Here is a 19,984-nt window from a genome sequence, read left to right as displayed (position 1 = left end):
GGACTGCTTCGCAGCCCAGCGGGAGCAAGCTCCCTCGCCACAGATTCAGTGGACATCCTGAAGGCTATCGCCAAATCGGCGATACCTGAATACTGGCCATCGGCCGAGACTGAGTCAACATGTGACGCCCCATTCAGAGACTGAATAAGCCGTCTGCGTTCACAGTCGACCGGCCTGCGCGTTATAGTCGGGCATCCGATTATTTCGCCCCCGCCCTGCCCGTTCAGGTCGGCGTTACCGTTCGAGGATTAGCAGATGAAGTTCGAAGGCACCCAGGCCTACGTCGCCACCGATGACCTGAAGCTGGCGGTCAACGCCGCCATCACCCTGGAGCGGCCGCTGCTGGTCAAGGGCGAGCCGGGCACCGGCAAGACCATGCTCGCCGAGCAACTGGCCGAGTCGTTCGGCGCCAAGCTGATCACCTGGCACATCAAGTCCACCACCAAGGCTCATCAGGGCCTGTACGAGTACGATGCGGTCAGCCGTTTGCGCGACTCGCAACTGGGCAACGAAAAAGTCCACGACGTGCGCAACTACCTGAAGAAGGGCAAGCTCTGGGAGGCTTTCGAGTCTGAAGAGCGGGTCATTCTGCTGATCGACGAGATCGACAAGGCCGACATCGAGTTCCCTAACGACTTGCTGCAAGAACTCGACAAGATGGAGTTCTACGTTTACGAGATCGACGAGACCATCAAGGCCAAGAAGCGCCCGATCATCATCATTACCTCCAACAACGAGAAAGAGCTGCCGGACGCCTTCCTGCGCCGTTGCTTCTTCCATTACATCGCGTTCCCGGATCGCCCGACCCTGCAGAAAATCGTCGACGTGCATTACCCGGACATCAAGAAGGATCTGGTCAGCGAAGCGCTGGACGTGTTCTTCGACGTGCGCAAAGTGCCGGGCCTGAAGAAGAAGCCGTCGACTTCCGAGCTGGTCGACTGGCTGAAGCTGCTGATGGCCGACAACATCGGCGAAGCGGTGCTGCGCGAACGTGATCCGACCAAAGCCATCCCGCCGCTGGCCGGTGCCTTGGTGAAGAACGAACAGGACGTGCAACTGCTTGAGCGTCTGGCGTTCATGAGCCGTCGCGGTTCTCGCTAAGAGGCTGATGCCATGTTGCTCAACCTGTTCAATGAAATGCGTGCCGCCAAGGTGCCGGTGTCGGTGCGCGAGCTGCTCGACCTGATCAACGCGCTGAAACAGCGCGTGACCTTCGCCGACATGGACGAGTTCTATTACTTGTCGCGGGCGATTCTGGTGAAGGACGAACGCCATTTCGACAAGTTCGACCGTGCGTTCGGCGCCTACTTCAATGGCCTCGAAAAGCTCGACGATCACTTGCAGGCGCTGATTCCCGAAGACTGGCTGCGCAAGGAATTCGAGCGCTCGCTGACTGACGAAGAACGCGCACAGATCCAGTCCCTTGGCGGTCTGGACAAGCTGATCGAAGAATTCAAAAAGCGTCTGGAAGAACAGAAGGAACGTCACGCCGGCGGCAACAAATGGATTGGCACCGGCGGCACCAGCCCGTTCGGCTCCGGCGGCTTCAACCCGGAAGGCATTCGGGTTGGTGATGCCGGCAAGCGCCAGGGCAAAGCGGTGAAAGTCTGGGATCAGCGCGAGTACAAAAACCTCGATGATTCGGTGGAACTGGGCACGCGCAACATCAAGGTTGCCCTGCGTCGTCTGCGTAAATTCGCTCGCCAGGGCGCGGCGGAAGAACTCGACATCGACGGCACCATCGACCACACCGCCAAGGACGCCGGGCTACTCAACATCCAGATGCGCCCGGAGCGGCGCAATACGGTGAAGCTGTTGTTGCTGTTCGACATCGGCGGTTCGATGGACGCGCACGTGAAGATCTGCGAGGAGCTGTTCTCGGCCTGCAAGACTGAGTTCAAGCATCTGGAGTACTTCTACTTCCACAACTTCGTTTACGAATCGGTGTGGAAGAACAACATGCGCCGCACTTCGGAGCGCACTTCGACCCAGGATCTGCTGCACAAGTACGGCGCTGACTATAAGGTGATTTTCATCGGTGACGCCGCCATGGCGCCGTATGAAATCACCCAGGCCGGCGGCAGTGTCGAGCATTGGAATGAAGAGCCGGGTTATGTGTGGATGCAGCGTTTCATGGAGAAATACAAGAAGCTCATCTGGATCAATCCGTATCCGAAAGATACTTGGGGGTATACCTCTTCCACGAACATCGTCAGGGATTTGATCGAGGATCAGATGTATCCGTTGACGTTGCGCGGGCTTGAGGAAGGAATGCGGTTTTTGTCCAAATAAAAGTAAAAGATCGCAGCCTGCGGCAGCTCCTACAGTGAAATTCGCATTCCCCTGTAGGAGCTGCCGAAGGCTGCGATCTTTTGATCTTCAGCCAAATCTCTGCAGATATTTGATGTGCTCACGGTGCGCGACGTCCTGCACTACAGGCCGCAACCGCACCTGAGCCCCCGGCAGACACTGTGCCAGCCGCGACAACGCCAACGGCGTCAACGCGCCCAATCGCGGATACCCGCCAATCGTCTGCCGATCATTGAGCAATACAATCGGCTGGCCGTCCGGCGGCACTTGCACCGCGCCCAACGGAATGCCCTCGGAAATCATCGGCTGGCCCTGATATTCCAACGCCTTACCCAGCAAACGAATGCCCATGCGATCCGCGCGACTGTCCAGTGTCCAGGCACTGTTGAACACATCGAACACGCTCTGCCCGCTGAACTGGCCGATCTGTGCGCCAAGCACCAGATCCAGAGGTGCTGTCGATTTCAAATCCGGCCGCAGCGCCAAGGGCAGTTCCCGCACCCACTGCGATCCCCCGTGATAACTCAGCGCCGAACCCTTGGCCAACGGCAAACCCATGCCATCAAGCCCGCCGAGCTCTTCACGCACCACAGTGGCGCTACTGCCCAGCACCTTCGGCGCCACAAAGCCACCGGGCGCCGCCAGGTAGGCCCGAGCCCCAAGCAACGGCTGCTTGAACTGCAATGTCTGCCCTTTGCCCAACTTGAAACTGCGCCACGGCGCCAACGGCTGACCGTCGACCTGCGCACCGAGATCCGCCCCGGCCAGTGCCAGCAAACAATCCTCGTCAGCCACCACAGCAAACCCACCCAGGGTGATTTCGACGACCGGCACATCCAGACCATTGCCCAACAGCCAGTTGGCCCAACTCATCGCGTTCCAATCCGCCGCGCCGCCCTGGGTCACGCCCAGATGCCGCACGCCAAATCGCCCGGCGTCCTGTAACAGGCACAGCGGCGTACTCGCCTCAATCGTCAGTCGGCTCATGCCTGCGCCTCCAGTGGCGTGTCGTCGCCGCCCAGTCGGATGAATTCGGCGTGGCTGACTGCTTCAAAACGCACGGTGTCGCCGGGTTGCATCAGGCTGTAGCCATCGCGATGACGATCAAACAGTTTCGCCGGCGTGCGACCGATCAGGTTCCAGCCACCGGGGGACACGACGGGATAGGCAGCAGTCTGGCGTTCAGCAATGCCGACGCTGCCGGCCGCGACTTTCTTGCGCGGCGTGTTCAAACGAGGCGCCGCCAGCATCTCTTCGACCAAACCCATAAAGGCAAAACCAGGCGCGAAACCCAGGGCGAACACCTGATATTCGCGACCACTGTGGCGACGAATCACCTCCTCGATCGCCAGCCCGCTGCGCTCGGCCAGCAAGCTCAATTCAGGCCCGACGCTGAGGTCATACCAGACCGGCAGCACATGACATTGGCCAGCGGTTCGCGCATTCGGCGACAGGTCGATCAACGCTTCAGCGATCAATGCCCGCGCCTGATTCGGGTTCAACACCGTCAAATCGTAATGCACCATCAACGTCGTATACGACGGCACCAGATCGATCAGTTGCCCGCCAAATACCACACGCAAGCGCTCACTGGCGGCGAGCATCCACGGCATGTTGGTTTCGGCGATTTCATCGAACAAACGCAACATCAGGCAATCCAGTGCCACCACTTCAATCCTTGGGTTCATGACGCGCTCTGCTGATTCAAGGCGTGGCGAATGCGTTGCACGGCGGCCACCGAACTGGTGTTGTCGCCGTGCACACAGAGCGTATTGGCTTGCAGGTGCAAGGCGCTACCATCGTTGGCGGTCAGGTTGTCGCCACGGGCGATGGTCAATGCTTGCTCGATGATGATCTCGGGATCGTGATGCACCGCGCCCGGCAATTGTCGCGAGACCAGTTTGCCGGCGCTGTCGTAGGCGCGGTCGGCGAACGCTTCGAACCACAGGGTCACGCCGTACTCATCGCCGATTTGCTGCGCGGCAGAATTGTCGCGAGTGGCCATCAGCATCAGCGGCAAGCTGCGGTCGTAAGCGGCCACAGCCTGGATCACCGCACGCAATTGCGCCGGGTTGGCCATCATGTCGTTGTACATCGCGCCGTGGGGTTTGACATAACTGACCCGTCCGCCCTGCGCCTTGCAAATACCGACGAGGGCGCCGATCTGGTAATGCAGGATGTCTTGCAGCTCTTGCGCGGAATACGCCATGGAGCGGCGACCGAAACCGACCAGATCCTGATAGGCCGGATGCGCACCAATTTTTACGCCGTGGCTCAAGGCCAGGCTGACGGTCTTGCGCATGATGCTCGGGTCACCGGCATGGAAGCCGCAGGCGACGTTGGCGCAATCGATGAAGGGCATGACCTCGGCATCCAGACCCATGGTCCAGCTGCCGAAGCTCTCGCCGATGTCGCAATTCAATAGCAGGCGGCTCACGGTGAACACTCCTGTAGGGCTTGTCTTTTTATCTGTAGGACTTTACGACGCAGATTATCAGTTACTGCGCATCGAGTTGCTTGCCACGGGTTTCCGGCAGGCTCAACGCCGCGATGATCACCACGCCGTAAGACACCGCCGCAAATGCGCCAATGCCGACGCTCAATGGTACTTTCTGGCTAAGCAGACCGATCAGCAGTGGAAACAATGCCGCCAGCGCCCGACCGATGTTGTAGCAAAAGCCCTGCCCGGAACCGCGAATCCGCGTGGGGAACAGCTCAGTCAGAAACGCGCCCATGCCGCTGAAAATCCCTGAGGCGAAGAAGCCCAGCGGGAAGCCCAGCCACAACATCACGCCGTTGCTCACCGGCAGTTGCGTATAGAGCAGAACGATGGTGAAGGAGCCGACCGCGAAGAGAATGAAGTTCTTTTTGCGGCCGAGCAGATCGGTCAGGTAGGCGCTGATCACATAGCCGACGTAAGAGCCGACAATCACCATCGCCAGATAACCGCCAGTGCCGAGTACGCTCAAGCCGCGCTCATTCTTGAGAAAGGTCGGCAGCCACGAAGTGATCGCGTAATAGCCGCCCAAAGCACCGGTGGTCAGCAGCGAAGCGCGGAACGTAGTGAAGAGCATGCCGGGCGCGAAGATTTCGTAGAACTTTGATTGGTTCTCTGGCGTTTGCTGAGCCTTGGCCTCGCGATAAATCTCTGGATCCTTCACCAGTCGACGCACGAAAATCACGAAAATCGCCGGCACAATGCCGAGGATGAACAGCGCGCGCCAGGCATCTTCCGGCGGCAACACCGAGAACAGCAGCGCATACAGAATCGCCGTCAGTCCCCAGCCCAGCGCCCAACCGGATTGCACCATGCCCACCGCTTTGCCACGGTCCTTGGCACGAATCACCTCGCCGATCAGCACCGCGCCAGCCGTCCATTCACCGCCGAAACCGAAGCCCATCAAGGTGCGGGCGATCAGCAGTTGTTCGTAGTTTTGCGCGAAGCCGCAGAGGAAGGTGAAGAAGGCAAACCACAACACCGTGAGTTGCAGGGTGCGCACGCGACCGATACGGTCAGAGAGAATCCCGGCGACCCAACCGCCAATCGCTGAAGCGATCAACGTGCTGGTGTGAATCAGCCCCGCTTCGCCGGTGGTGATGCCCCACATCGCGATCAGTGTCGGCACGACGAAGCTGAGCATCTGCGTGTCCATGCCGTCCAGACCGTAGCCGATCTTGCAGCTCCAGAACGTGCGACGCTCCTGCTGGTTGATGTTGCGATACCAGTCGAACGGCCCCGGACGCGCCGTTGCCGTGGATGCTTCTAGGGTTTCGGGAGCACTCATGGCTTATCTCCGCAGGTTCTTATTGGTCTTGTTCGTAGCCCCGACGACGCCTATCGTGGGGACCGGATGCGTCGATTTTTCGTCGCCCGGGCGTGCTGCGTCCAACGAATAAAAACCCGCCTTAGGCATAAGAAAAATTTGTCACCCGAGCCTTGCCCATGAACCTGAAGTTTCTCGAGACCTTTGTCTGGGTCGCCCGCCTGAAGAGTTTTCGCCTGACCGCTGACAAGCTGTTCACCACTCAGGCATCGATTTCCAGCCGCATTGCGGTGCTGGAAGGTGAGCTGGGGGTGAAGCTGTTTTTGCGCGATTCGCGCGGTGTCAGCCTGACGCCCGAAGGGTTGAAAGTACTGGAGTATGCCGAGCAGATGCTCGACACCATGTCGGCGCTCAGGCAGTCGATCGAGACCCGTTCGAGCAAGGTCGGTAGGGTGCGCATTGGCGTGATGGACACGGTGATCCACACCTGGCTAAGCCCGCTGGTGGCGCAGATGACCGATCTGTATCCACGGGTCGAAATCGAATTGGTGGCGGATACCTCGCTGAACCTCTGCGATCAGCTGCAAAAAGGCTTTCTTGATCTGATTCTGCAAACCGATCTGGTGCGCCATGAAAGCGTACGCAGTCTGGAGCTGGCCAGCCATCCGCTGGGCTGGATTGTCGCCAGTAATTCGATCTACAACCGCGACTACGCCGACCTCACCGAACTGGCGCAGGAACGCATCATCACCTACTCGAAAAACTCCCGACCGCATCAGGATCTGCTGGCGTTGATGCAGGCGAATGGCGTGTTGGCGCCGCGCTTGAATTGCGTGAATTCGGTGTCGGCGATCACGCGGTTGTTACGCGATGGATTTGGCATTGGTGTGCTGCCACCGGTGCTGGTGGCTGAGGAATTGGCGCGGGGGGAATTGACCTTGCTGGCGATTGATCAACGGCCACCGAACTTGCAGGTGGTGGTGTCGTGGCGGGTGGGCGTTGAGTGGGTCGAGGAGATTGTGACGTTGTGTCAGCAGGTGCTGGAAGGGTATGCGCACAAGGTGGGCAAGGACTACATCGCGTTAAGTTGATCGTTCCTACGCTCCGCGTGGGAATGCAGCCCGGGACGCTCCGCGTCCCTCGAAAGCCGAACGCGGAGCGTCCGATGAGGCATTCCCACGCAGAGCGTGGGAACGATCCTTACTGCGCTGATCTTAGAGGCCGCGCACGTCGCGGTCTTCGATCGGCCGGCTCTGACGCAACCGCTTGCCACCGAGCACCACCCAGTCGATCAGGCGGAACAGGCATTCAATGCCGAACGACAGCAACAAAGCGCCGCTCATGCCCCAGATCATCGCTTCCGGGGTCAGCAGAATCTGATAGCTGTATCCGTTCCAGGTTTCCTTGCGGATATCCGGATCAGCCGCCAGCACCACTTGCAGGAAGCGGATGTACCACGGGCCCTGCATCGCCTGGAACTGCTTGTCCAACGCGATCTGCCGATCGAGCAAAGTGCTCAGGCTATCGGCATCACTGCGAAAAACCGGGTCTTCGCTGGCGCGGTAATGCGCCACCAGTGCCTGGATGTCGCCTTTGAAGAACTGCTCGGCGGTGCCCTGAAACCCGCGCAAACCGGTTTGCGCTTCGATCAGGTGCGCCTCGACCCGTTTCGCGTAATCGTTGATGAAACCCGGTACCTGGACACCGATCAACAGGCCCGCCGCAAACAACACCAGCCGTAGATAACTGAGCAACATGGGGTGCAAATCCTTATTCGGTCTTGCCTTGACTTACGCATTCGCCGCGTCGCCACAGGCTCCATTGGCCCGGTTCGTAGCGGGTCCAGGTTTCATTTTCGGTCAACGGTTCGGTAGCGATCACCGTCACCACGTCGTTGGGGGTGGTTTCGGCCTGGAAATCGACAATCACATCGACATCCTTCAGCCGCGCCGGGCCGAACGGTGCACGCCGGGTGATCTGTGCGAGTTTGGTCGAGCAATAGCAGAACAGCCAGTCGCCATCGCTGAGCAGGCAGTTGAACACGCCTTTGCTGCGGTATTCGGCGCACGCGGCGACCAGATCCGGCAGCAGTTCCTCTATTTCGACCGGCTCCGGGAATGCTGCACGCACGCGGTTGAGCAAATCGCAGAACGCCGCCTCGCTGTCGGTATCGCCGACCGGGCGGTAGAAGCTTTTGATCGGGCTGAAATCGGCGAGCTGGCCGTTGTGCGCAAAGCACCAGTTGCGCCCCCACAGTTCGCGCACGAACGGGTGGGTGTTGGACAGGCAGACCTTGCCGACGTTGGCCTGACGGATGTGGCCGATGACCACTTCGCTCTTGATCGGATAACGCTGCACCAGGTTGGCGACTTCCGACTCACTGCTCGCTGCCGGGTCCTGAAACAGACGCAAACCACGGCCTTCATAGAAGGCGATGCCCCAACCGTCGCGGTGCGGGCCGGTGCGGCCGCCGCGCTGCATCAGACCGGTGAAGCTGAAGACGATATCGGTCGGCACGTTGGCACTCATGCCCAGTAATTCACACATGTGCGGACTCTCGGGATTACAGACGCGGCTCGACCCGCATGCGCTGCGGATTGTTCGGAACCGGTGGGCGCCCGTAGCGGTCATCACCAGCAGCGCCGAACGGTTGATCGTCGTTGCGGTCATCGGCACGGGCTGCGGCTTTGGCAGCCTCGGCCTGCTCTCGGCGCGCACGCGATGCACGTTCAATCGGGAAGCGGATCAGCACGAAGATCAGATAGAGGCCAAAAGCGATCATGCCGTACATGAACAGGTCGGAGACCGCGCGCCAGGCGTTGTTGCCGACCTTGAAGGCCAGATCCAGTGCAGTGATGGCAATGGACGGCGCAACCTTGGCCTTCACCGGATCAATGATGGTCGGGCTGAACAGCAACACGGCCATCAGTACGCGCAACGGCTCGCGCAACCAGCGCCACATCCAGGTAGTCAGGCGCATCCATACCAACAGGCAGCCCACAGCGGCAAAGGCGTAGAGGCCCCAGGCGATCAGATAGTCGTTCTCGGTCATGGTGTCCATGGCAAGGCAGGCAAAGAGGCGCTTATAGTAACGACTTTTCGCCCGCCAGGCTTGTCCCAATAGACATGCGACCTGTGGGAGTGAGCTTGCTCGCGATGACGGACAGCCTGACAACATTGATGTTGAATGTGCCGGCCTTATCGCGAGCAGGCTCACTCCTACAGGGGCTGCGGCGGTTTCAAGCGCTGCGAAAAACCCTATTCCGAACATTGTCCGAGAGCCTTTCATGCCCGAATCCGCCAACGTCATCAGTGCCCCGATTGCCCGCAAGGCCGCCGGTGCCGACCCGTATGCCTGGCTGCAGGAGCGCGACACCGACGCGGTGCTCGATTACCTCAAGGCCGAAAACTCATACCAAGAGGCGCAAACCGCCGATCAGGCCGAGTTGCGCGAAACGCTGTTCGAAGAGATCAAGGGCCGGATTCTTGAAACCGACCTGTCCCTGCCCTCGCCTTGGGGCCCGTTCCTGTATTACACGCGCACTACCGCCGGTGACGAATACGCCCGGCATTACCGCTGCCCGCGTCCGGCCGATGACAGCCTGACCCTCGACGAAAGCCGCGAACAACTGCTGCTCGACCCGAACGTGCTGGCCAACGGCGGGTTCTTCTCGCTGGGCGCCTTCAGCATCAGCCCGGACCACCAGCGTCTGGCCTACAGCGTCGACGCCTCGGGGGATGAGATTTACACGCTGTTCGTCAAAGAGCTGTCCAACAACAAAGTCAGCGAACTGGAATTCGAAGACTGCGACGGCAGCATGACCTGGGCCAACGACAGCCTGACCCTGTTTTTCGGCGTACTCGACGACACGCACCGCCCACACAAGCTGTTGCGCTATCGCCTCGACGGCACCGCTGCCGAAGAAGTTTTCCATGAGCCGGACGGGCGCTTCTTCCTGCATTGCTACCGTTCAAGTTCCGAACAGCAACTGCTGCTGTCGCTGGGCAGCAAGACCACCAGCGAAGTCTGGGCGCTCGACGCCAATCAACCGCACCAGCCCTTCACCTGCCTGGCGCCACGGGTCGAAGATCATGAATACGACGTCGATCACGGCCTGCTCGATGGCGTGTGGACGTGGTTTATCCGTACCAATCGCGACGGCATCAACTACGCCCTGTATCAGGCCCCGGATACCGGCACCGCACCGACCGAAGCCGAATGGCAGAACCTGATCCCGCACAGCGACACGGTGATGCTCGACGGTGTCAGCCTCAACACCGAGGCCATGACCCTGAGCCTGCGCGAAGGTGGCCTGCCGATCATCGAGGTTCACCCACACGGCCTGGCCCCCTATCGCGTGCAACTGCCGGATGCTGCCTACAGCCTCTATGTGCAAAACAGCCTGGAGTTCGAGAGCGATCGCATTCGTCTGCGCTATGAAGCGTTGAACCGCCCGGCACAAGTTCGCCAATTGATCCTTGCCAGCGGCGAGCAGACGGTACTCAAAGAAACCCCGGTGCTCGGTTCGTTCGACGCCGACGCTTACGTCAGCCAGCGTCTGTGGGCCACTGCGCCAGACGGCACGCAAGTGCCGATCAGCCTGGTGATGAAACGCGAAATGGTCGGCCAAGCGGTGCCGCTGTATCTTTATGGTTACGGCGCTTACGGCTCGAGCCTTGATCCGTGGTTCTCCCACGCCCGTCTGAGCCTTCTGGATCGCGGCATGGCCTTCGCCATCGCCCATGTGCGCGGCGGCGGTGAACTGGGCGAAGCCTGGTATCGCGCCGGCAAGCAGGAACACAAACACAACACCTTCAGCGACTTCATTGCCTGCGCCGAGTTCTTGATCCTCAACGGCATCACCACGGCCGAAAAACTGGCGATCAGTGGCGGCAGCGCTGGTGGTTTGCTGATCGGTGCCGTGCTCAACCAGCGTCCGGATCTGTTCGGCGTGGCGATTGCTGAAGTGCCGTTCGTCGACGTGCTCAACACCATGCTCGACCCCGACCTGCCGCTGACCGTCACCGAATATGACGAATGGGGCAACCCTGAAGAGCCGGAGGTTTACGAGCGGATCAAGGCGTATGCACCGTACGAAAACGTCACCGCGCAGGATTATCCGGCGACGCTGGTAATCGCCGGCTACAACGACAGCCGCGTGCAGTACTGGGAAGCGGCCAAGTGGGTGGCGAAACTGCGCGCGACCAAGACCGACAACAATGTGCTGCTGCTCAAGACTGAACTGGGCGCCGGGCATGGCGGGATGAGCGGGCGTTATCAGGGATTACGTGACGTAGCGCTCGAATACGCATTTGTTTTCAAGGTTTTGGGCCTGGTCTGAGGAACTCCGTCGGTCACTTGGGTCTTAATTGCAGACCCAAGAGGCCGATACCCACAGATCTCCTGTAGGAGTGAGCCTGCTCGCGATAGCGGTATGTCAGTTAAAGATGATTTGAATGACCGACCGCTATCGCGAGCAGGCTCACTCCTACAAGGGATCGTGTGAAGCCTGAAACAGTGAAAACAAAAAGACCGTGACGACATGTCAGAACCGACCTTCCTGAACAACGAAATCCGCGACTGGCTGATGGACTGTGGCCTGTTCGATCAATTGCAACTGGCCGACTTTGCGGCCGCTTCCGGCTATTTCAGCATCAGCACCGTGGCCGAAGGCGAAGCGATTTTCCGCGAGGGCGATGCCGGCAGTTTCATGTGCATCCTCCACACCGGCCAGGTCGCCGTGCAGAAAACCGGGCCCGATGGCCAGGTCATCACCATGGCCACCCTGCGCAGCGGGCGTGCCTTTGGCGAAATGGCCGTGCTCGACGGTGAGCGACGCTCGGCAACGTGCGTGGCGGCGACGAACTGTCAGCTATTGAACCTGGGCAAGGACTCGCTGGAAAAAATGCTCAACGACGCGCCGAAGATCGCCGCGAAGATCATCCGCGCCCTCGCCGTTTCGCTGTCGAAACGCCTGCGCATGGCCGACGGTCAACTGGCGGCGCAACAGGTTTAACCGCCGGGGGATTTCGCCTTGGTGCCGCTCGGTTCGATACCGGGCAGCGGTTGATCCTTGCTCGGCGGGCTGGGCATCTCGATCGGCACCAGCGGTGGGCTGCCACTGCCGGCGCCGGACTTGGGAATGTTGATCGGCGTGATCTGCGGATACGGCGTCGGTGTCGCGGTGCCGGGCGAGCCGGGTTGCGGCGCGGGGCTGAGCGGAATCGTCTGCTGCGCCTGCACTGCAGTAATCGAGAGCACGGCCAGGGCAATGACCGTTAGAATGGTGCGCTTCATCAAGGGCTCCGTTTGGCCTCTAGTCTGCGCTCAGGCTACTCCCAACGGGCCTGCTTGCCTTCCCCCTTGTAGAGATTTCCATGAAACGTTTCGTTCTGCTCGACACTACCCCGATCCCTGAAAGCGGCGGTGCCCTGTGCCTGTTCGAGTATGGCGAGGATTTTGTCATCAAGATCCAGGGCGGTGACGGCGGACAATTGATGAACACGCGCATGCACGGTTCCGAAGACGCATTGGCGGAAATTCCGTGCCGCAAGGTCGCTGGCCGGCCGGACTCGCGGGTGCTGATCGGCGGTTTGGGCATGGGCTTCACCCTCGCCTCGGCGCTCAAGCACCTGGGCAAGAGCGCTGAAGTTGTGGTCGCTGAGCTGGTGCCCGGCGTGGTCGAGTGGAACCGTGGCCCGCTCGGGGAAAAATCCGGTCGCCCGTTGCTTGATCCACGCACGGTGATCCGTCAGGAAGACGTGGCCAAGGTGCTGCAAAGCGAGCCGAACGGCTTCGACGCGATCATGCTCGACGTCGACAACGGCCCTGAAGGCCTGACCCAGAAGGCCAATAGCTGGTTGTACTCGGCCGCCGGTCTGAACGCGTGCGCCAAGGCCCTGCGGCCCAAAGGTGTGCTCGCCGTGTGGTCGGCCAGTGCTGATCGGCTGTTTTCCGACAAATTGAAGAAGGCCGGTTTCAAGGCCGAAGAAATCCAGGTCTTTGCCCATGGCAACAAGGGCACGCGCCACACGATCTGGATTGCCGAGAAGCTCAAGGGCTGAGCTAAACTCTGCACATAACCGTCATTAGTCTTTTACAAAGGTGAACCCATGAGTTCGTCCACCCCCACCAACACGTCGAAGCTGGATCGCATCCTCGCCGACAACCAGCGCGACAAGGAAATGGGCTACCGCGACAAGGCCCTGAAGATGTACCCGCACGTCTGTGGCCGCTGCACCCGTGAGTTTTCCGGCAAGCGCCTGAGCGAACTGACCGTGCATCACCGCGATCACAACCACGACAACAACCCGCAGGACGGCTCGAACTGGGAATTGTTGTGCCTGTATTGCCACGATAACGAACATTCGCGTTATACCGATCAGCAGTATTTCAGCGAAGGCTCGCTGAGCACGCCGAAGATTGCCAAGGCGACGCATAACCCGTTTGCCGCGTTGGCCGGGTTGATGAAAAAAGAAGATTAAAGATCTTTATTGGCCGTTAAGGCCCCATCGCGAGCAGGCTCACTCCTACATTTTGGAATGCGTTCCCCTGTAGGAGTGAGCCTGCTCGCGATAGCGATCTCCCGAACACCGCAAATCTTGAATCTGCCCGCCCTCCCCCAATCCCCGTATAATCGCGCTCTTTTTCCCGAAGGCACCCCGCTCGTGGCAGACAAACGGTACAGCTGCATTGGTTTGTATAACCCCAAATCACCGGAGAACGTCGGTTCGGTGATGCGCGCCGCAGGCTGCTATGGCGTGGCGTCAGTGTTCTACACCGGCAAGCGCTATGAACGCGCCGCCGACTTCGTCACCGACACCAAACGCGTGCACTATGACATCCCGCTGATCGGCATCGACGATCTGAAAAAGATTCTCCCGCTCAACTGCGTACCCGTCGCCGTGGAACTGGTCGAAGGCGCCCGCCCGTTGCCGGAATACACCCACCCGGATCGCGCCCTGTACATCTTCGGTCCCGAAGACGGTTCGCTGGATAAAGAGATCCGCGACTGGTGCGAAGACGTCGTGTACATCCCGACCACCGGCTGCATGAACCTCGCCGCCACGGTCAACGTCGTGCTCTACGACCGCATGGCCAAGGGCCTGAACACCCGCTCCGGGCCGAAATTCCGCTGAAACAGCGCATATTCGATGGAACGAGCTGACCGCTCCGGCAGTCAGCTTGTTTATCGATTACTCATTGCCTGGAGAAAGATCATGACCGAGCTCAAACGTGTCGAACGCATCGAATCCACCCCGTTCCAGAGCCATTCCGAGCAGAACGTCGAAGGCTGGGAGCGCATCGGCTCACTCGCGGGCGGCGTGATCATGGTCGGCAAAGGCCTGCGCCGTGGCGGTGTGTTTGGTTTGATTCAGGTGGCGATTGGCGGCGTGGCCATGGCGCGCGGGATTACCGGGCACAGCTCGATGAAAAGCCTGATCGAGAAGAGTCGTCAGGACATGAACAACGTGCGCGCGAAGATCGAGCGGGCCGGGGAAGAGTTGAGCAAGCTGAAGGCGAATGCCGAGGCGGCGACCAGCACCGCCACGGTGACCGGCAATGATTCGGTGAAGTCGCCGAAAGCCGGGGTTTGATCCAAGAGTTGCGGTGGAGCTAAAGGCCCCATCGCGAGCAGGCTCACTCCTACATTTGTAATGCGTTCCCTTGTAGGAGTGAGCCTGCTCGCGATAGCGGTGTCACTGAAGCAACGCGGTATCAAGGACTTTGGACGACTCGCCCAGAACACTCTCGGCCAGTTGCACAAACGCCTTGGTACTCACCGTGCCCAGATGCATCGCCCCACGCAACACATCATCCAGCGAACGCTTGTTGCGCGTCTGCAAGCGAATCTCGCGATCCAGCTCCTGCAACAAAATTACTGCTTTTGCGACCTGCGCCGGGCTGATCTGTGCGCCGCGCAGGGTCGTGACCTTCTGGCTGTCCTTGGCCAGTTTCGCCTGCAACGCCTGATAACGCTCATCGCTCATGCCACCGGCACGGCGTACCAATTCAATGGCGTAATACTCGGCAAACCCCTCGCTGATCCAGGCGCTGCGCTGCTCATCGTTGATCCGCCCAAACACCTGCGCCAACTCGCGCACCAACGCACTGCTGCCGCTCTCGCTGACCAGCGGCAATCGTGTGTTCAGATAAATCGATTCATGCGCGCCGAGACTGCCGCGCCACATCGGATCGTTGGCCCCCACGATCAATAGCTTGGCCGGATGGCGTGGATAAACGGCCTGCACCTGCGGCCAGACGAACGTCAGCAAGGTCAGCACATCCATGCGGCGCATGCCCTGCCCTTGTGGCGAAGCCACTGTGACTTCGGTTTCGCCCAGCCGTGTGCGGCGGCTGCCGAGATGGCCGGCAAGCATCCAGCCGGTCGGGCGGTCGAACAGGCGTGATGGATTATCGATGCGGAATTTGTTCTTGCCGATGCGTGGCCAAGCGGTCTCGATACTCTTCCAGCCCTCGGGCAATTCGAATTGCAGACGCGCGACCAGTTCGATGCCGTCCTGCTGATCGAGTTTGGCCGGCGGCACCAGTTCGTCGCCACGCATCAACGCCCAGGTCGGGGTCATGCGCGTGTCGAAGCTGCCGTTCTTGCGGCCGTGGCTGATGCGTACACGGTATGTCAGGCTGGACTTTTCGCTGGCGGGGCGCCAGACCCCGCGCGCCTGTTTGCCCGGGCTCAGCAGCCACTGGCCGTCAGCCTTGAAGTCGCTGTAATGGCTGCCGTCGCCAAGGTCGAAGTCGAGACTGCGCACCGCTTCGCCCTTGGCGAGGGTCAGGCGCACTTCAGCCTGATCGCTCTGCGGCAACAGGCGCACGTGGTAATCCAGGTCCACTTTCTTCGCTGCCCACACCGGTGCGCTCAGCGCCAGCAGTGCAACCAGCAGCGATCGCTGCAATCCCACAGCCATACACACTCCTTTGTGAAACTTGAACTCTGCGGTTGATTCAGCCCGCGCGGAAAATCAGGTGATCTTCCCAGTCATCTTCCGGCACGCTGCCCTCGGCGAGCATGCGCCCGGATTGGGAGATCCGCTCGTGATGCACTGCATCGCGGTCACCGCTCACCAGGTGGTGCCACGGTGGCAGGTCTTTGCCTTCGCTGACCAGGCGATAACCGCAGGTCGGCGGCAGCCACTTGAATTCTTCGGCCTGGCCCGGGGTGAGCTGGATGCAGTCCGGGACAAACTTGATGCGGTTCGGGTAATCGCTGCACTGACAGGTTTTCAGATCAAGCAGTTTGCAGGCGATGCGCGTGTAATAGACGCTATTGTCTTCTTCATCCTCAAGTTTTTGCAGGCAGCACAGACCACAACCGTCGCACAGCGATTCCCACTCCTCCAGATCGAGTTGATCGAGGGTTTTGCGTTTCCAGAACGGTTCGACTTTGGCGACCATGGCTCAAGCATCAACATCAGGTAGTGAAAAGGCCGCCAGTCTAGTGCCCAAGGCCTTGTGGGCCAAGCGTTGGCGACTGCCGGTAAATCGCACTTGTCAGCCCAATCGCCGCCAAGTAGGGTTTTGCCTCGAATTCATGACTCAAACTTAGCAAGGAATCTCTCGATGAGTGCCAACCCTCGCGTTGCCGATTACGCCATTCACCCGCAATTCACCGACCGCTGGTCACCACGCGCCTTCACCGGTGAAGCGATCGCCGAAGAAACCTTGCTGAGTTTCTTCGAAGCCGCACGCTGGGCACCGTCGGCGTACAACTCGCAGCCATGGCGATTCCTTTATGCGCGTCGCGATACGCCGAACTGGCAGCGTTACCTGGGTCTGCTCAATGAATTCAACCGCAGCTGGGCGCAGCATGCGTCGGCGCTGGTGATCGTGATTTCGAAAACCACCTTCACCGCACCGGGTGCCAGCGAAGAAACTCCAGCGCTGTGGCACACGTTTGATACCGGTTCGGCATGGGGCCATCTGGCGCTGCAGGCGAGCATCAGCGGCTGGCACACTCACGGTATGGCTGGTTTCGATCAGGAACTGACCCGCAAGGAGCTGAACATTCCAGAAGGTTATGCGCTGCATGCTGCCGTGGCCGTTGGCAAACTGGGCGACAAGGCAACGCTGGCTGAATACCTGCAAGCCCGTGAAGAGCCGAGCCCGCGCCGTCCGCTGAACGAGCTGGCGGCCGAAGGCGACTTCACCCTCTGAGCCACAGCGCAAATGATCGTTCCCACGCTCCGCGTGGGAATGACTCAAGGGACGCTCCGCGTTCCAATGGGACGCAGAGCGTCCCCGGCTGCACTCCCACGCGGAGCGTGGGAACGATCTGCGTAGGAATCAATATCCGCGGTTGAAATCCACTTCCCCGCGCAACGCTTCACCCGCCTGATACGCCTTCAGGTTCTCGACAAACAGCTGCACCATCAACGCCGGTGACGTCGGCGCCGAGCTGTGCCCGGTCAGCAGCAAGCCCCACGCCGTCCAGAACGGATGCCGTTGCGGCAGTGGTTCCTGACGGCAGACATCGATCACCGCGCCGGCCAGATGCCCTTCTTTCAGCGCGTCTACCAGATCCGCATCGACCACCGCGACACCGCGCCCGGCATTGATGAACAACCCGGTCGGTTTGAATTGCTTGAACAGCGCTGCGTCGTAGATATCGTGGGTGTGCTCGGTGTTCGGCAGCAGATTGACCACGTAATCCACCTCGCCGACCAGTCGTGGCAGATCCGCCATCGAACCGACCTCGACAAACGGCGCTTGCTCGCGGGCACTGCTGGCGATGCCGTACAGCTCAACGCCGAACGGTCGCAGGAATTGCGCCACGCTCTGGCCGATGTCGCCCGTACCGACGATCAGCACTTTGCGCCCGACCAGACTCTGGCCGCTGCGGTTGTCCCATTTACGCTCGACCTGACTGACCAGCCGCGCCAGTACTTCGCGCTCATGGCCAAGGATGTAAGTGAGGACGTATTCAGCCATGACCTGACCAAAAATCCCCACCGCCCGGGTCAAGCGATAATCACGGCGCAAGCCATCGGCGAGCAGCGGCGTGATGCCGGCCCAGGTCGACTGCAGCCATTGCGGTTGATGGCCCTGACGCAGCAGGGTCGCCAGCAGATCCGGCTGCCCCAGCCACACTGGGCAGTCGGCCGCCTGACGGGCCAGTTCGGCAGAGTCGCCACTGGTCAGCACTTCGAGTTCCGGCACTGCCTGACGCAGCAGTCGGGCGTATATCGCGTGGTCGTGTTCAGCAATCAGAACGCGCATCTTCAAACCTTTCGCAAACCGTGCAGACGGCCACCGGATTCAGGGCGGCCATCGCGGTAAAAACAGTTCCAGGGTTAACCAAGGCCCAGAACAGGGCCTTGCAGATCAGACCGGATCGTTGCGTCGCAGCAACTCTTCGGGCAAGTGTTCGATGTACTCGTCCTCGGCGGGCGGCATTTGCAGGTGATAACCCTGCTTGTCGAGGTTTTCGAGGACCACGACGATGTCTTCGCTGGCCAGTTTGCGCTCGGGCGAAAGCACCAGATCGAACGAATGTTTCGGTTTGCCGAAGGCCAGCATCAGCGCTTCCGGCACACGTTCCAGCGCGTCACTTTTGAGCACGTAAAGGTACATGCCGCTGCGCTTGGAGCTTTGGTAGATGGAGCAAATACGTTTCAAGGCTGTTCTCCGGCGGTGGCCAGGCTGTCGAGCAGCTTCTGACCCATGAGTTCGCGGCGCCAGCCACGCAACGACTCAGGCAATTGGTAAGGACCCTCGGGGTAGCCGCTTTTGACCAGGGCTTCGAGGGTTTTCTTGCGCAGCATCAGCTCCGGCGCGATGTCGAGTCGCTCAGCTTCGGCCTGACCGAGGGCGCGCAGTTGTTTGATCAACGCAGCGGCTTCGATCGGCAATGGCTCCGGCACGGCAGGCGGCCATTGATCAGGCCCCACACTGCCAGAGCGCTTGATCAGATCAAGCAGAAACTGGCCGTCCTGACGCACGGTACGCGGGTGCATGTCTTCGATTTTGCCCAGTGCAGCAATGTTGTCCGGTTGCGTGCGCGCCAACGGCCACAGCGAATGTTCGCGGACGATACGGTTGCGCGGCAGATCACGGGCGCGTGCTTCGGTTTCACGCCAGGCGCACAGTTCACGCAGGACGGCGAGTTGCGCACGAGAGAGTTTCCACGCCAGTTTGGCCTCGCGGTAAACCTCGTACGGATCGGTTTCGCGGCGCAGGTTGGCGACCAGTTCGGCGCCGTCCTCCAGCACCCAGGCAAATTTGTCGTCGGACAGTTTCGGACGCAGTTGTACGAAAACTTCCGCCAGATGCACGGCATCTTCAGCGGCGTAGCTGATTTGCGTCTCGGACAACGGCCGCTGCAACCAGTCGGAACGGGTTTCGCCTTTCGGCAGTTCGATGCCGAGTACATTTTGTACCAGCCGCGAATAACCCATCGAAAAACCGAGGTTGAGATAGGCGGCGGCCAGTTGCGTATCAAACAGCGGCGCCGGCAAGCTGCCGGTCAGGCGCAACAGCACTTCGAGGTCTTCGCTGCAGGCATGCAGGACTTTGAGCACCGCCGGGTTTTCCAGCAACGCGGCCAATGGCTGCCAGGCGTTGATGGTCAGCGGATCGATCAGGTAAGCGCGTTTGCCGTCGCCGACCTGCAGCAGGCCGGCAATCGGGTAGAAGGTGTCGACCCGCATGAATTCGGTGTCGAGGGCAACGAAAGGCAACTGCTGCCACTCGGCGCAAAACTGCGCGAGGCTATCGTTGTCGCGAATCCAGTGAATATCGATGGCCACACGGCTCTCCCTTGAAGAATGGCGCGCAGTATATATCGCCGTTGGCGATTTACGCGCCTGCGAAGGGCAAGAGCTGTAACGAAATGTCCTGCCAATTGGCAAGAATAGTCTGACAAAGCAAACAGATGTGCCCGTCATCTGTG

The 19,984-nt window shown here is 60.1% G+C and carries 23 protein-coding genes; 10 read left to right on the top strand and 13 right to left on the bottom strand.

Annotated features, from left to right (window positions below):
• Window positions 1-255: 255 nt before the first annotated feature.
• Window positions 256-1,101: a MoxR family ATPase gene (locus CQ009_RS20710; RefSeq protein ID WP_064388391.1), complete on the top strand. Its 846-nt coding sequence runs from the start codon at window positions 256-258 to the stop codon at window positions 1,099-1,101.
• A 12-nt stretch (window positions 1,102-1,113) separates the two neighbouring features.
• A complete protein-coding gene (locus CQ009_RS20705; protein WP_064388394.1) occupies window positions 1,114-2,292 on the top strand; it encodes a VWA domain-containing protein in 1,179 nt (392 codons plus the stop codon).
• Between the two features lie 87 nt (window positions 2,293-2,379).
• Here CQ009_RS20705 and CQ009_RS20700 read toward each other — a convergent pair whose 3' ends face one another.
• The 4 genes from CQ009_RS20700 to CQ009_RS20685 form a co-directional block, all read right to left on the bottom strand.
• Complete coding sequence (locus CQ009_RS20700) at window positions 2,380-3,297, bottom strand: biotin-dependent carboxyltransferase family protein (protein WP_105708493.1); 918 nt, start codon at window positions 3,295-3,297, stop codon at window positions 2,380-2,382.
• Window positions 3,294-3,998, bottom strand: coding sequence for an allophanate hydrolase subunit 1 (locus CQ009_RS20695; RefSeq protein ID WP_105708490.1), 705 nt, complete (start codon window positions 3,996-3,998; stop codon window positions 3,294-3,296). The genes CQ009_RS20700 and CQ009_RS20695 overlap by 4 nt, the downstream gene beginning before the upstream one ends.
• Window positions 3,995-4,747: a 5-oxoprolinase subunit PxpA gene (locus CQ009_RS20690; RefSeq protein WP_105708488.1), complete on the bottom strand. Its 753-nt coding sequence runs from the start codon at window positions 4,745-4,747 to the stop codon at window positions 3,995-3,997. The genes CQ009_RS20695 and CQ009_RS20690 overlap by 4 nt, the downstream gene beginning before the upstream one ends.
• Window positions 4,748-4,808: 61 nt before the next feature.
• Window positions 4,809-6,095: an MFS transporter gene (locus CQ009_RS20685; protein ID WP_105708486.1), complete on the bottom strand. Its 1,287-nt coding sequence runs from the start codon at window positions 6,093-6,095 to the stop codon at window positions 4,809-4,811.
• A 158-nt stretch (window positions 6,096-6,253) separates the two neighbouring features.
• On the opposite strand from CQ009_RS20685, the gene CQ009_RS20680 reads away from it, so the two are divergent.
• The gene (locus CQ009_RS20680; protein WP_105708484.1) at window positions 6,254-7,165 is read left to right on the top strand and encodes a LysR family transcriptional regulator; all 912 of its coding nucleotides are present in this window, start codon (window positions 6,254-6,256) and stop codon (window positions 7,163-7,165) included.
• A 123-nt stretch (window positions 7,166-7,288) separates the two neighbouring features.
• Here the strand turns inward: CQ009_RS20680 and CQ009_RS20670 are convergent, their stop codons facing one another.
• Genes CQ009_RS20670 through CQ009_RS20660 form a run of 3 tightly spaced genes read right to left on the bottom strand, consistent with a single transcriptional unit; the run spans window position 7,289 to window position 9,135 of the window.
• On the bottom strand, window positions 7,289-7,831 hold the full coding sequence (locus CQ009_RS20670; protein ID WP_064388407.1) for a DUF2937 family protein: 543 nt from the start codon (window positions 7,829-7,831) through the stop codon (window positions 7,289-7,291).
• 13 nt (window positions 7,832-7,844) lie between these two features.
• Window positions 7,845-8,621, bottom strand: a complete 777-nt coding sequence (locus CQ009_RS20665) for a class II glutamine amidotransferase (protein WP_105708482.1) — start codon at window positions 8,619-8,621, stop codon at window positions 7,845-7,847.
• 16 nt (window positions 8,622-8,637) lie between these two features.
• Window positions 8,638-9,135 (bottom strand): hypothetical protein, encoded by a 498-nt coding sequence (locus CQ009_RS20660; RefSeq protein ID WP_064388410.1) that lies wholly within the window; start codon window positions 9,133-9,135, stop codon window positions 8,638-8,640.
• A 226-nt stretch (window positions 9,136-9,361) separates the two neighbouring features.
• Between CQ009_RS20660 and CQ009_RS20655 the strand changes: the two genes are divergently transcribed.
• Complete coding sequence (locus tag CQ009_RS20655; protein WP_105708480.1) at window positions 9,362-11,416, top strand: S9 family peptidase; 2,055 nt, start codon at window positions 9,362-9,364, stop codon at window positions 11,414-11,416.
• A gap of 201 nt (window positions 11,417-11,617) precedes the next feature.
• Entirely contained in the window at window positions 11,618-12,091 is a 474-nt protein-coding gene (locus tag CQ009_RS20650) for a cyclic nucleotide-binding domain-containing protein (protein ID WP_034153174.1), read from the top strand.
• On the opposite strand, the gene CQ009_RS20645 is transcribed toward CQ009_RS20650, so the two are convergent.
• Window positions 12,088-12,372 (bottom strand): hypothetical protein, encoded by a 285-nt coding sequence (locus CQ009_RS20645; protein WP_064388414.1) that lies wholly within the window; start codon window positions 12,370-12,372, stop codon window positions 12,088-12,090. The genes CQ009_RS20650 and CQ009_RS20645 overlap by 4 nt on opposite strands.
• 80 nt (window positions 12,373-12,452) lie before the next feature.
• Here CQ009_RS20645 and CQ009_RS20640 point away from each other — a divergent pair, with 80 nt between their 5' ends.
• The 4 genes from CQ009_RS20640 (at window position 12,453) to CQ009_RS20625 (ending at window position 14,672) form a co-directional block, all read left to right on the top strand.
• Window positions 12,453-13,139 carry a spermidine synthase gene (locus tag CQ009_RS20640; RefSeq protein ID WP_105708477.1) on the top strand — a complete coding sequence of 229 codons (687 nt, stop codon included), beginning with the start codon at window positions 12,453-12,455 and terminating at the stop codon, window positions 13,137-13,139.
• A gap of 48 nt (window positions 13,140-13,187) precedes the next feature.
• Window positions 13,188-13,559: a YajD family HNH nuclease gene (locus CQ009_RS20635; RefSeq protein WP_007911336.1), complete on the top strand. Its 372-nt coding sequence runs from the start codon at window positions 13,188-13,190 to the stop codon at window positions 13,557-13,559.
• Between the two features lie 183 nt (window positions 13,560-13,742).
• Window positions 13,743-14,213: an RNA methyltransferase gene (locus CQ009_RS20630; protein ID WP_007911337.1), complete on the top strand. Its 471-nt coding sequence runs from the start codon at window positions 13,743-13,745 to the stop codon at window positions 14,211-14,213.
• Between the two features lie 81 nt (window positions 14,214-14,294).
• Complete coding sequence (locus tag CQ009_RS20625; protein WP_064388419.1) at window positions 14,295-14,672, top strand: DUF2892 domain-containing protein; 378 nt, start codon at window positions 14,295-14,297, stop codon at window positions 14,670-14,672.
• 102 nt (window positions 14,673-14,774) lie between these two features.
• On the opposite strand, the gene CQ009_RS20620 is transcribed toward CQ009_RS20625, so the two are convergent.
• On the bottom strand, window positions 14,775-16,004 hold the full coding sequence (locus CQ009_RS20620) for a hypothetical protein (protein ID WP_105708475.1): 1,230 nt from the start codon (window positions 16,002-16,004) through the stop codon (window positions 14,775-14,777).
• A gap of 37 nt (window positions 16,005-16,041) precedes the next feature.
• Window positions 16,042-16,491: a YcgN family cysteine cluster protein gene (locus CQ009_RS20615; RefSeq protein ID WP_064388423.1), complete on the bottom strand. Its 450-nt coding sequence runs from the start codon at window positions 16,489-16,491 to the stop codon at window positions 16,042-16,044.
• Window positions 16,492-16,656: 165 nt separating this feature from the next.
• Between CQ009_RS20615 and CQ009_RS20610 the strand changes: the two genes are divergently transcribed.
• On the top strand, window positions 16,657-17,250 hold the full coding sequence (locus CQ009_RS20610) for a nitroreductase family protein (RefSeq protein ID WP_105708473.1): 594 nt from the start codon (window positions 16,657-16,659) through the stop codon (window positions 17,248-17,250).
• Window positions 17,251-17,379: 129 nt separating this feature from the next.
• Here the strand turns inward: CQ009_RS20610 and CQ009_RS20605 are convergent, their stop codons facing one another.
• From CQ009_RS20605 to rnd, 3 genes are all read right to left on the bottom strand, one after another.
• Window positions 17,380-18,312, bottom strand: a complete 933-nt coding sequence (locus CQ009_RS20605; RefSeq protein ID WP_064388427.1) for a D-2-hydroxyacid dehydrogenase — start codon at window positions 18,310-18,312, stop codon at window positions 17,380-17,382.
• Between the two features lie 105 nt (window positions 18,313-18,417).
• Window positions 18,418-18,711 carry a YcgL domain-containing protein gene (locus CQ009_RS20600; protein WP_007911350.1) on the bottom strand — a complete coding sequence of 98 codons (294 nt, stop codon included), beginning with the start codon at window positions 18,709-18,711 and terminating at the stop codon, window positions 18,418-18,420.
• Window positions 18,708-19,841, bottom strand: coding sequence for a ribonuclease D (rnd, locus tag CQ009_RS20595; protein WP_064388429.1), 1,134 nt, complete (start codon window positions 19,839-19,841; stop codon window positions 18,708-18,710). Before rnd ends, CQ009_RS20600 begins: the two co-directional genes overlap by 4 nt.
• Window positions 19,842-19,984 lie beyond the last annotated feature (143 nt).

Origin of the sequence: Pseudomonas sp. MYb2, assembly GCF_002979955.1 — a bacterium.
Classification (GTDB): Bacteria; Pseudomonadota; Gammaproteobacteria; order Pseudomonadales; family Pseudomonadaceae; genus Aquipseudomonas.
The sequence above is the reverse complement of the archived record's forward strand: the minus strand, read 5'-3'. Positions and strand labels throughout refer to the sequence as shown.

Coding starts and splice junctions, on each gene's coding strand:
- CQ009_RS20710 (WP_064388391.1), top strand. CDS start 256: ATGAAGTTCGAAGGCACCCAGGCCTACGTCGCCACCGATGACCTGAAG.
- CQ009_RS20705 (WP_064388394.1), top strand. CDS start 1,114: ATGTTGCTCAACCTGTTCAATGAAATGCGTGCCGCCAAGGTGCCGGTG.
- CQ009_RS20700 (WP_105708493.1), bottom strand. CDS start 3,297: ATGAGCCGACTGACGATTGAGGCGAGTACGCCGCTGTGCCTGTTACAG.
- CQ009_RS20695 (WP_105708490.1), bottom strand. CDS start 3,998: ATGAACCCAAGGATTGAAGTGGTGGCACTGGATTGCCTGATGTTGCGT.
- CQ009_RS20685 (WP_105708486.1), bottom strand. CDS start 6,095: ATGAGTGCTCCCGAAACCCTAGAAGCATCCACGGCAACGGCGCGTCCG.
- CQ009_RS20680 (WP_105708484.1), top strand. CDS start 6,254: ATGAACCTGAAGTTTCTCGAGACCTTTGTCTGGGTCGCCCGCCTGAAG.
- CQ009_RS20670 (WP_064388407.1), bottom strand. CDS start 7,831: ATGTTGCTCAGTTATCTACGGCTGGTGTTGTTTGCGGCGGGCCTGTTG.
- CQ009_RS20665 (WP_105708482.1), bottom strand. CDS start 8,621: ATGTGTGAATTACTGGGCATGAGTGCCAACGTGCCGACCGATATCGTC.
- CQ009_RS20660 (WP_064388410.1), bottom strand. CDS start 9,135: ATGGACACCATGACCGAGAACGACTATCTGATCGCCTGGGGCCTCTAC.
- CQ009_RS20655 (WP_105708480.1), top strand. CDS start 9,362: ATGCCCGAATCCGCCAACGTCATCAGTGCCCCGATTGCCCGCAAGGCC.
- CQ009_RS20650 (WP_034153174.1), top strand. CDS start 11,618: ATGTCAGAACCGACCTTCCTGAACAACGAAATCCGCGACTGGCTGATG.
- CQ009_RS20645 (WP_064388414.1), bottom strand. CDS start 12,372: ATGAAGCGCACCATTCTAACGGTCATTGCCCTGGCCGTGCTCTCGATT.
- CQ009_RS20640 (WP_105708477.1), top strand. CDS start 12,453: ATGAAACGTTTCGTTCTGCTCGACACTACCCCGATCCCTGAAAGCGGC.
- CQ009_RS20635 (WP_007911336.1), top strand. CDS start 13,188: ATGAGTTCGTCCACCCCCACCAACACGTCGAAGCTGGATCGCATCCTC.
- CQ009_RS20625 (WP_064388419.1), top strand. CDS start 14,295: ATGACCGAGCTCAAACGTGTCGAACGCATCGAATCCACCCCGTTCCAG.
- CQ009_RS20620 (WP_105708475.1), bottom strand. CDS start 16,004: ATGGCTGTGGGATTGCAGCGATCGCTGCTGGTTGCACTGCTGGCGCTG.
- CQ009_RS20615 (WP_064388423.1), bottom strand. CDS start 16,491: ATGGTCGCCAAAGTCGAACCGTTCTGGAAACGCAAAACCCTCGATCAA.
- CQ009_RS20610 (WP_105708473.1), top strand. CDS start 16,657: ATGAGTGCCAACCCTCGCGTTGCCGATTACGCCATTCACCCGCAATTC.
- CQ009_RS20605 (WP_064388427.1), bottom strand. CDS start 18,312: ATGCGCGTTCTGATTGCTGAACACGACCACGCGATATACGCCCGACTG.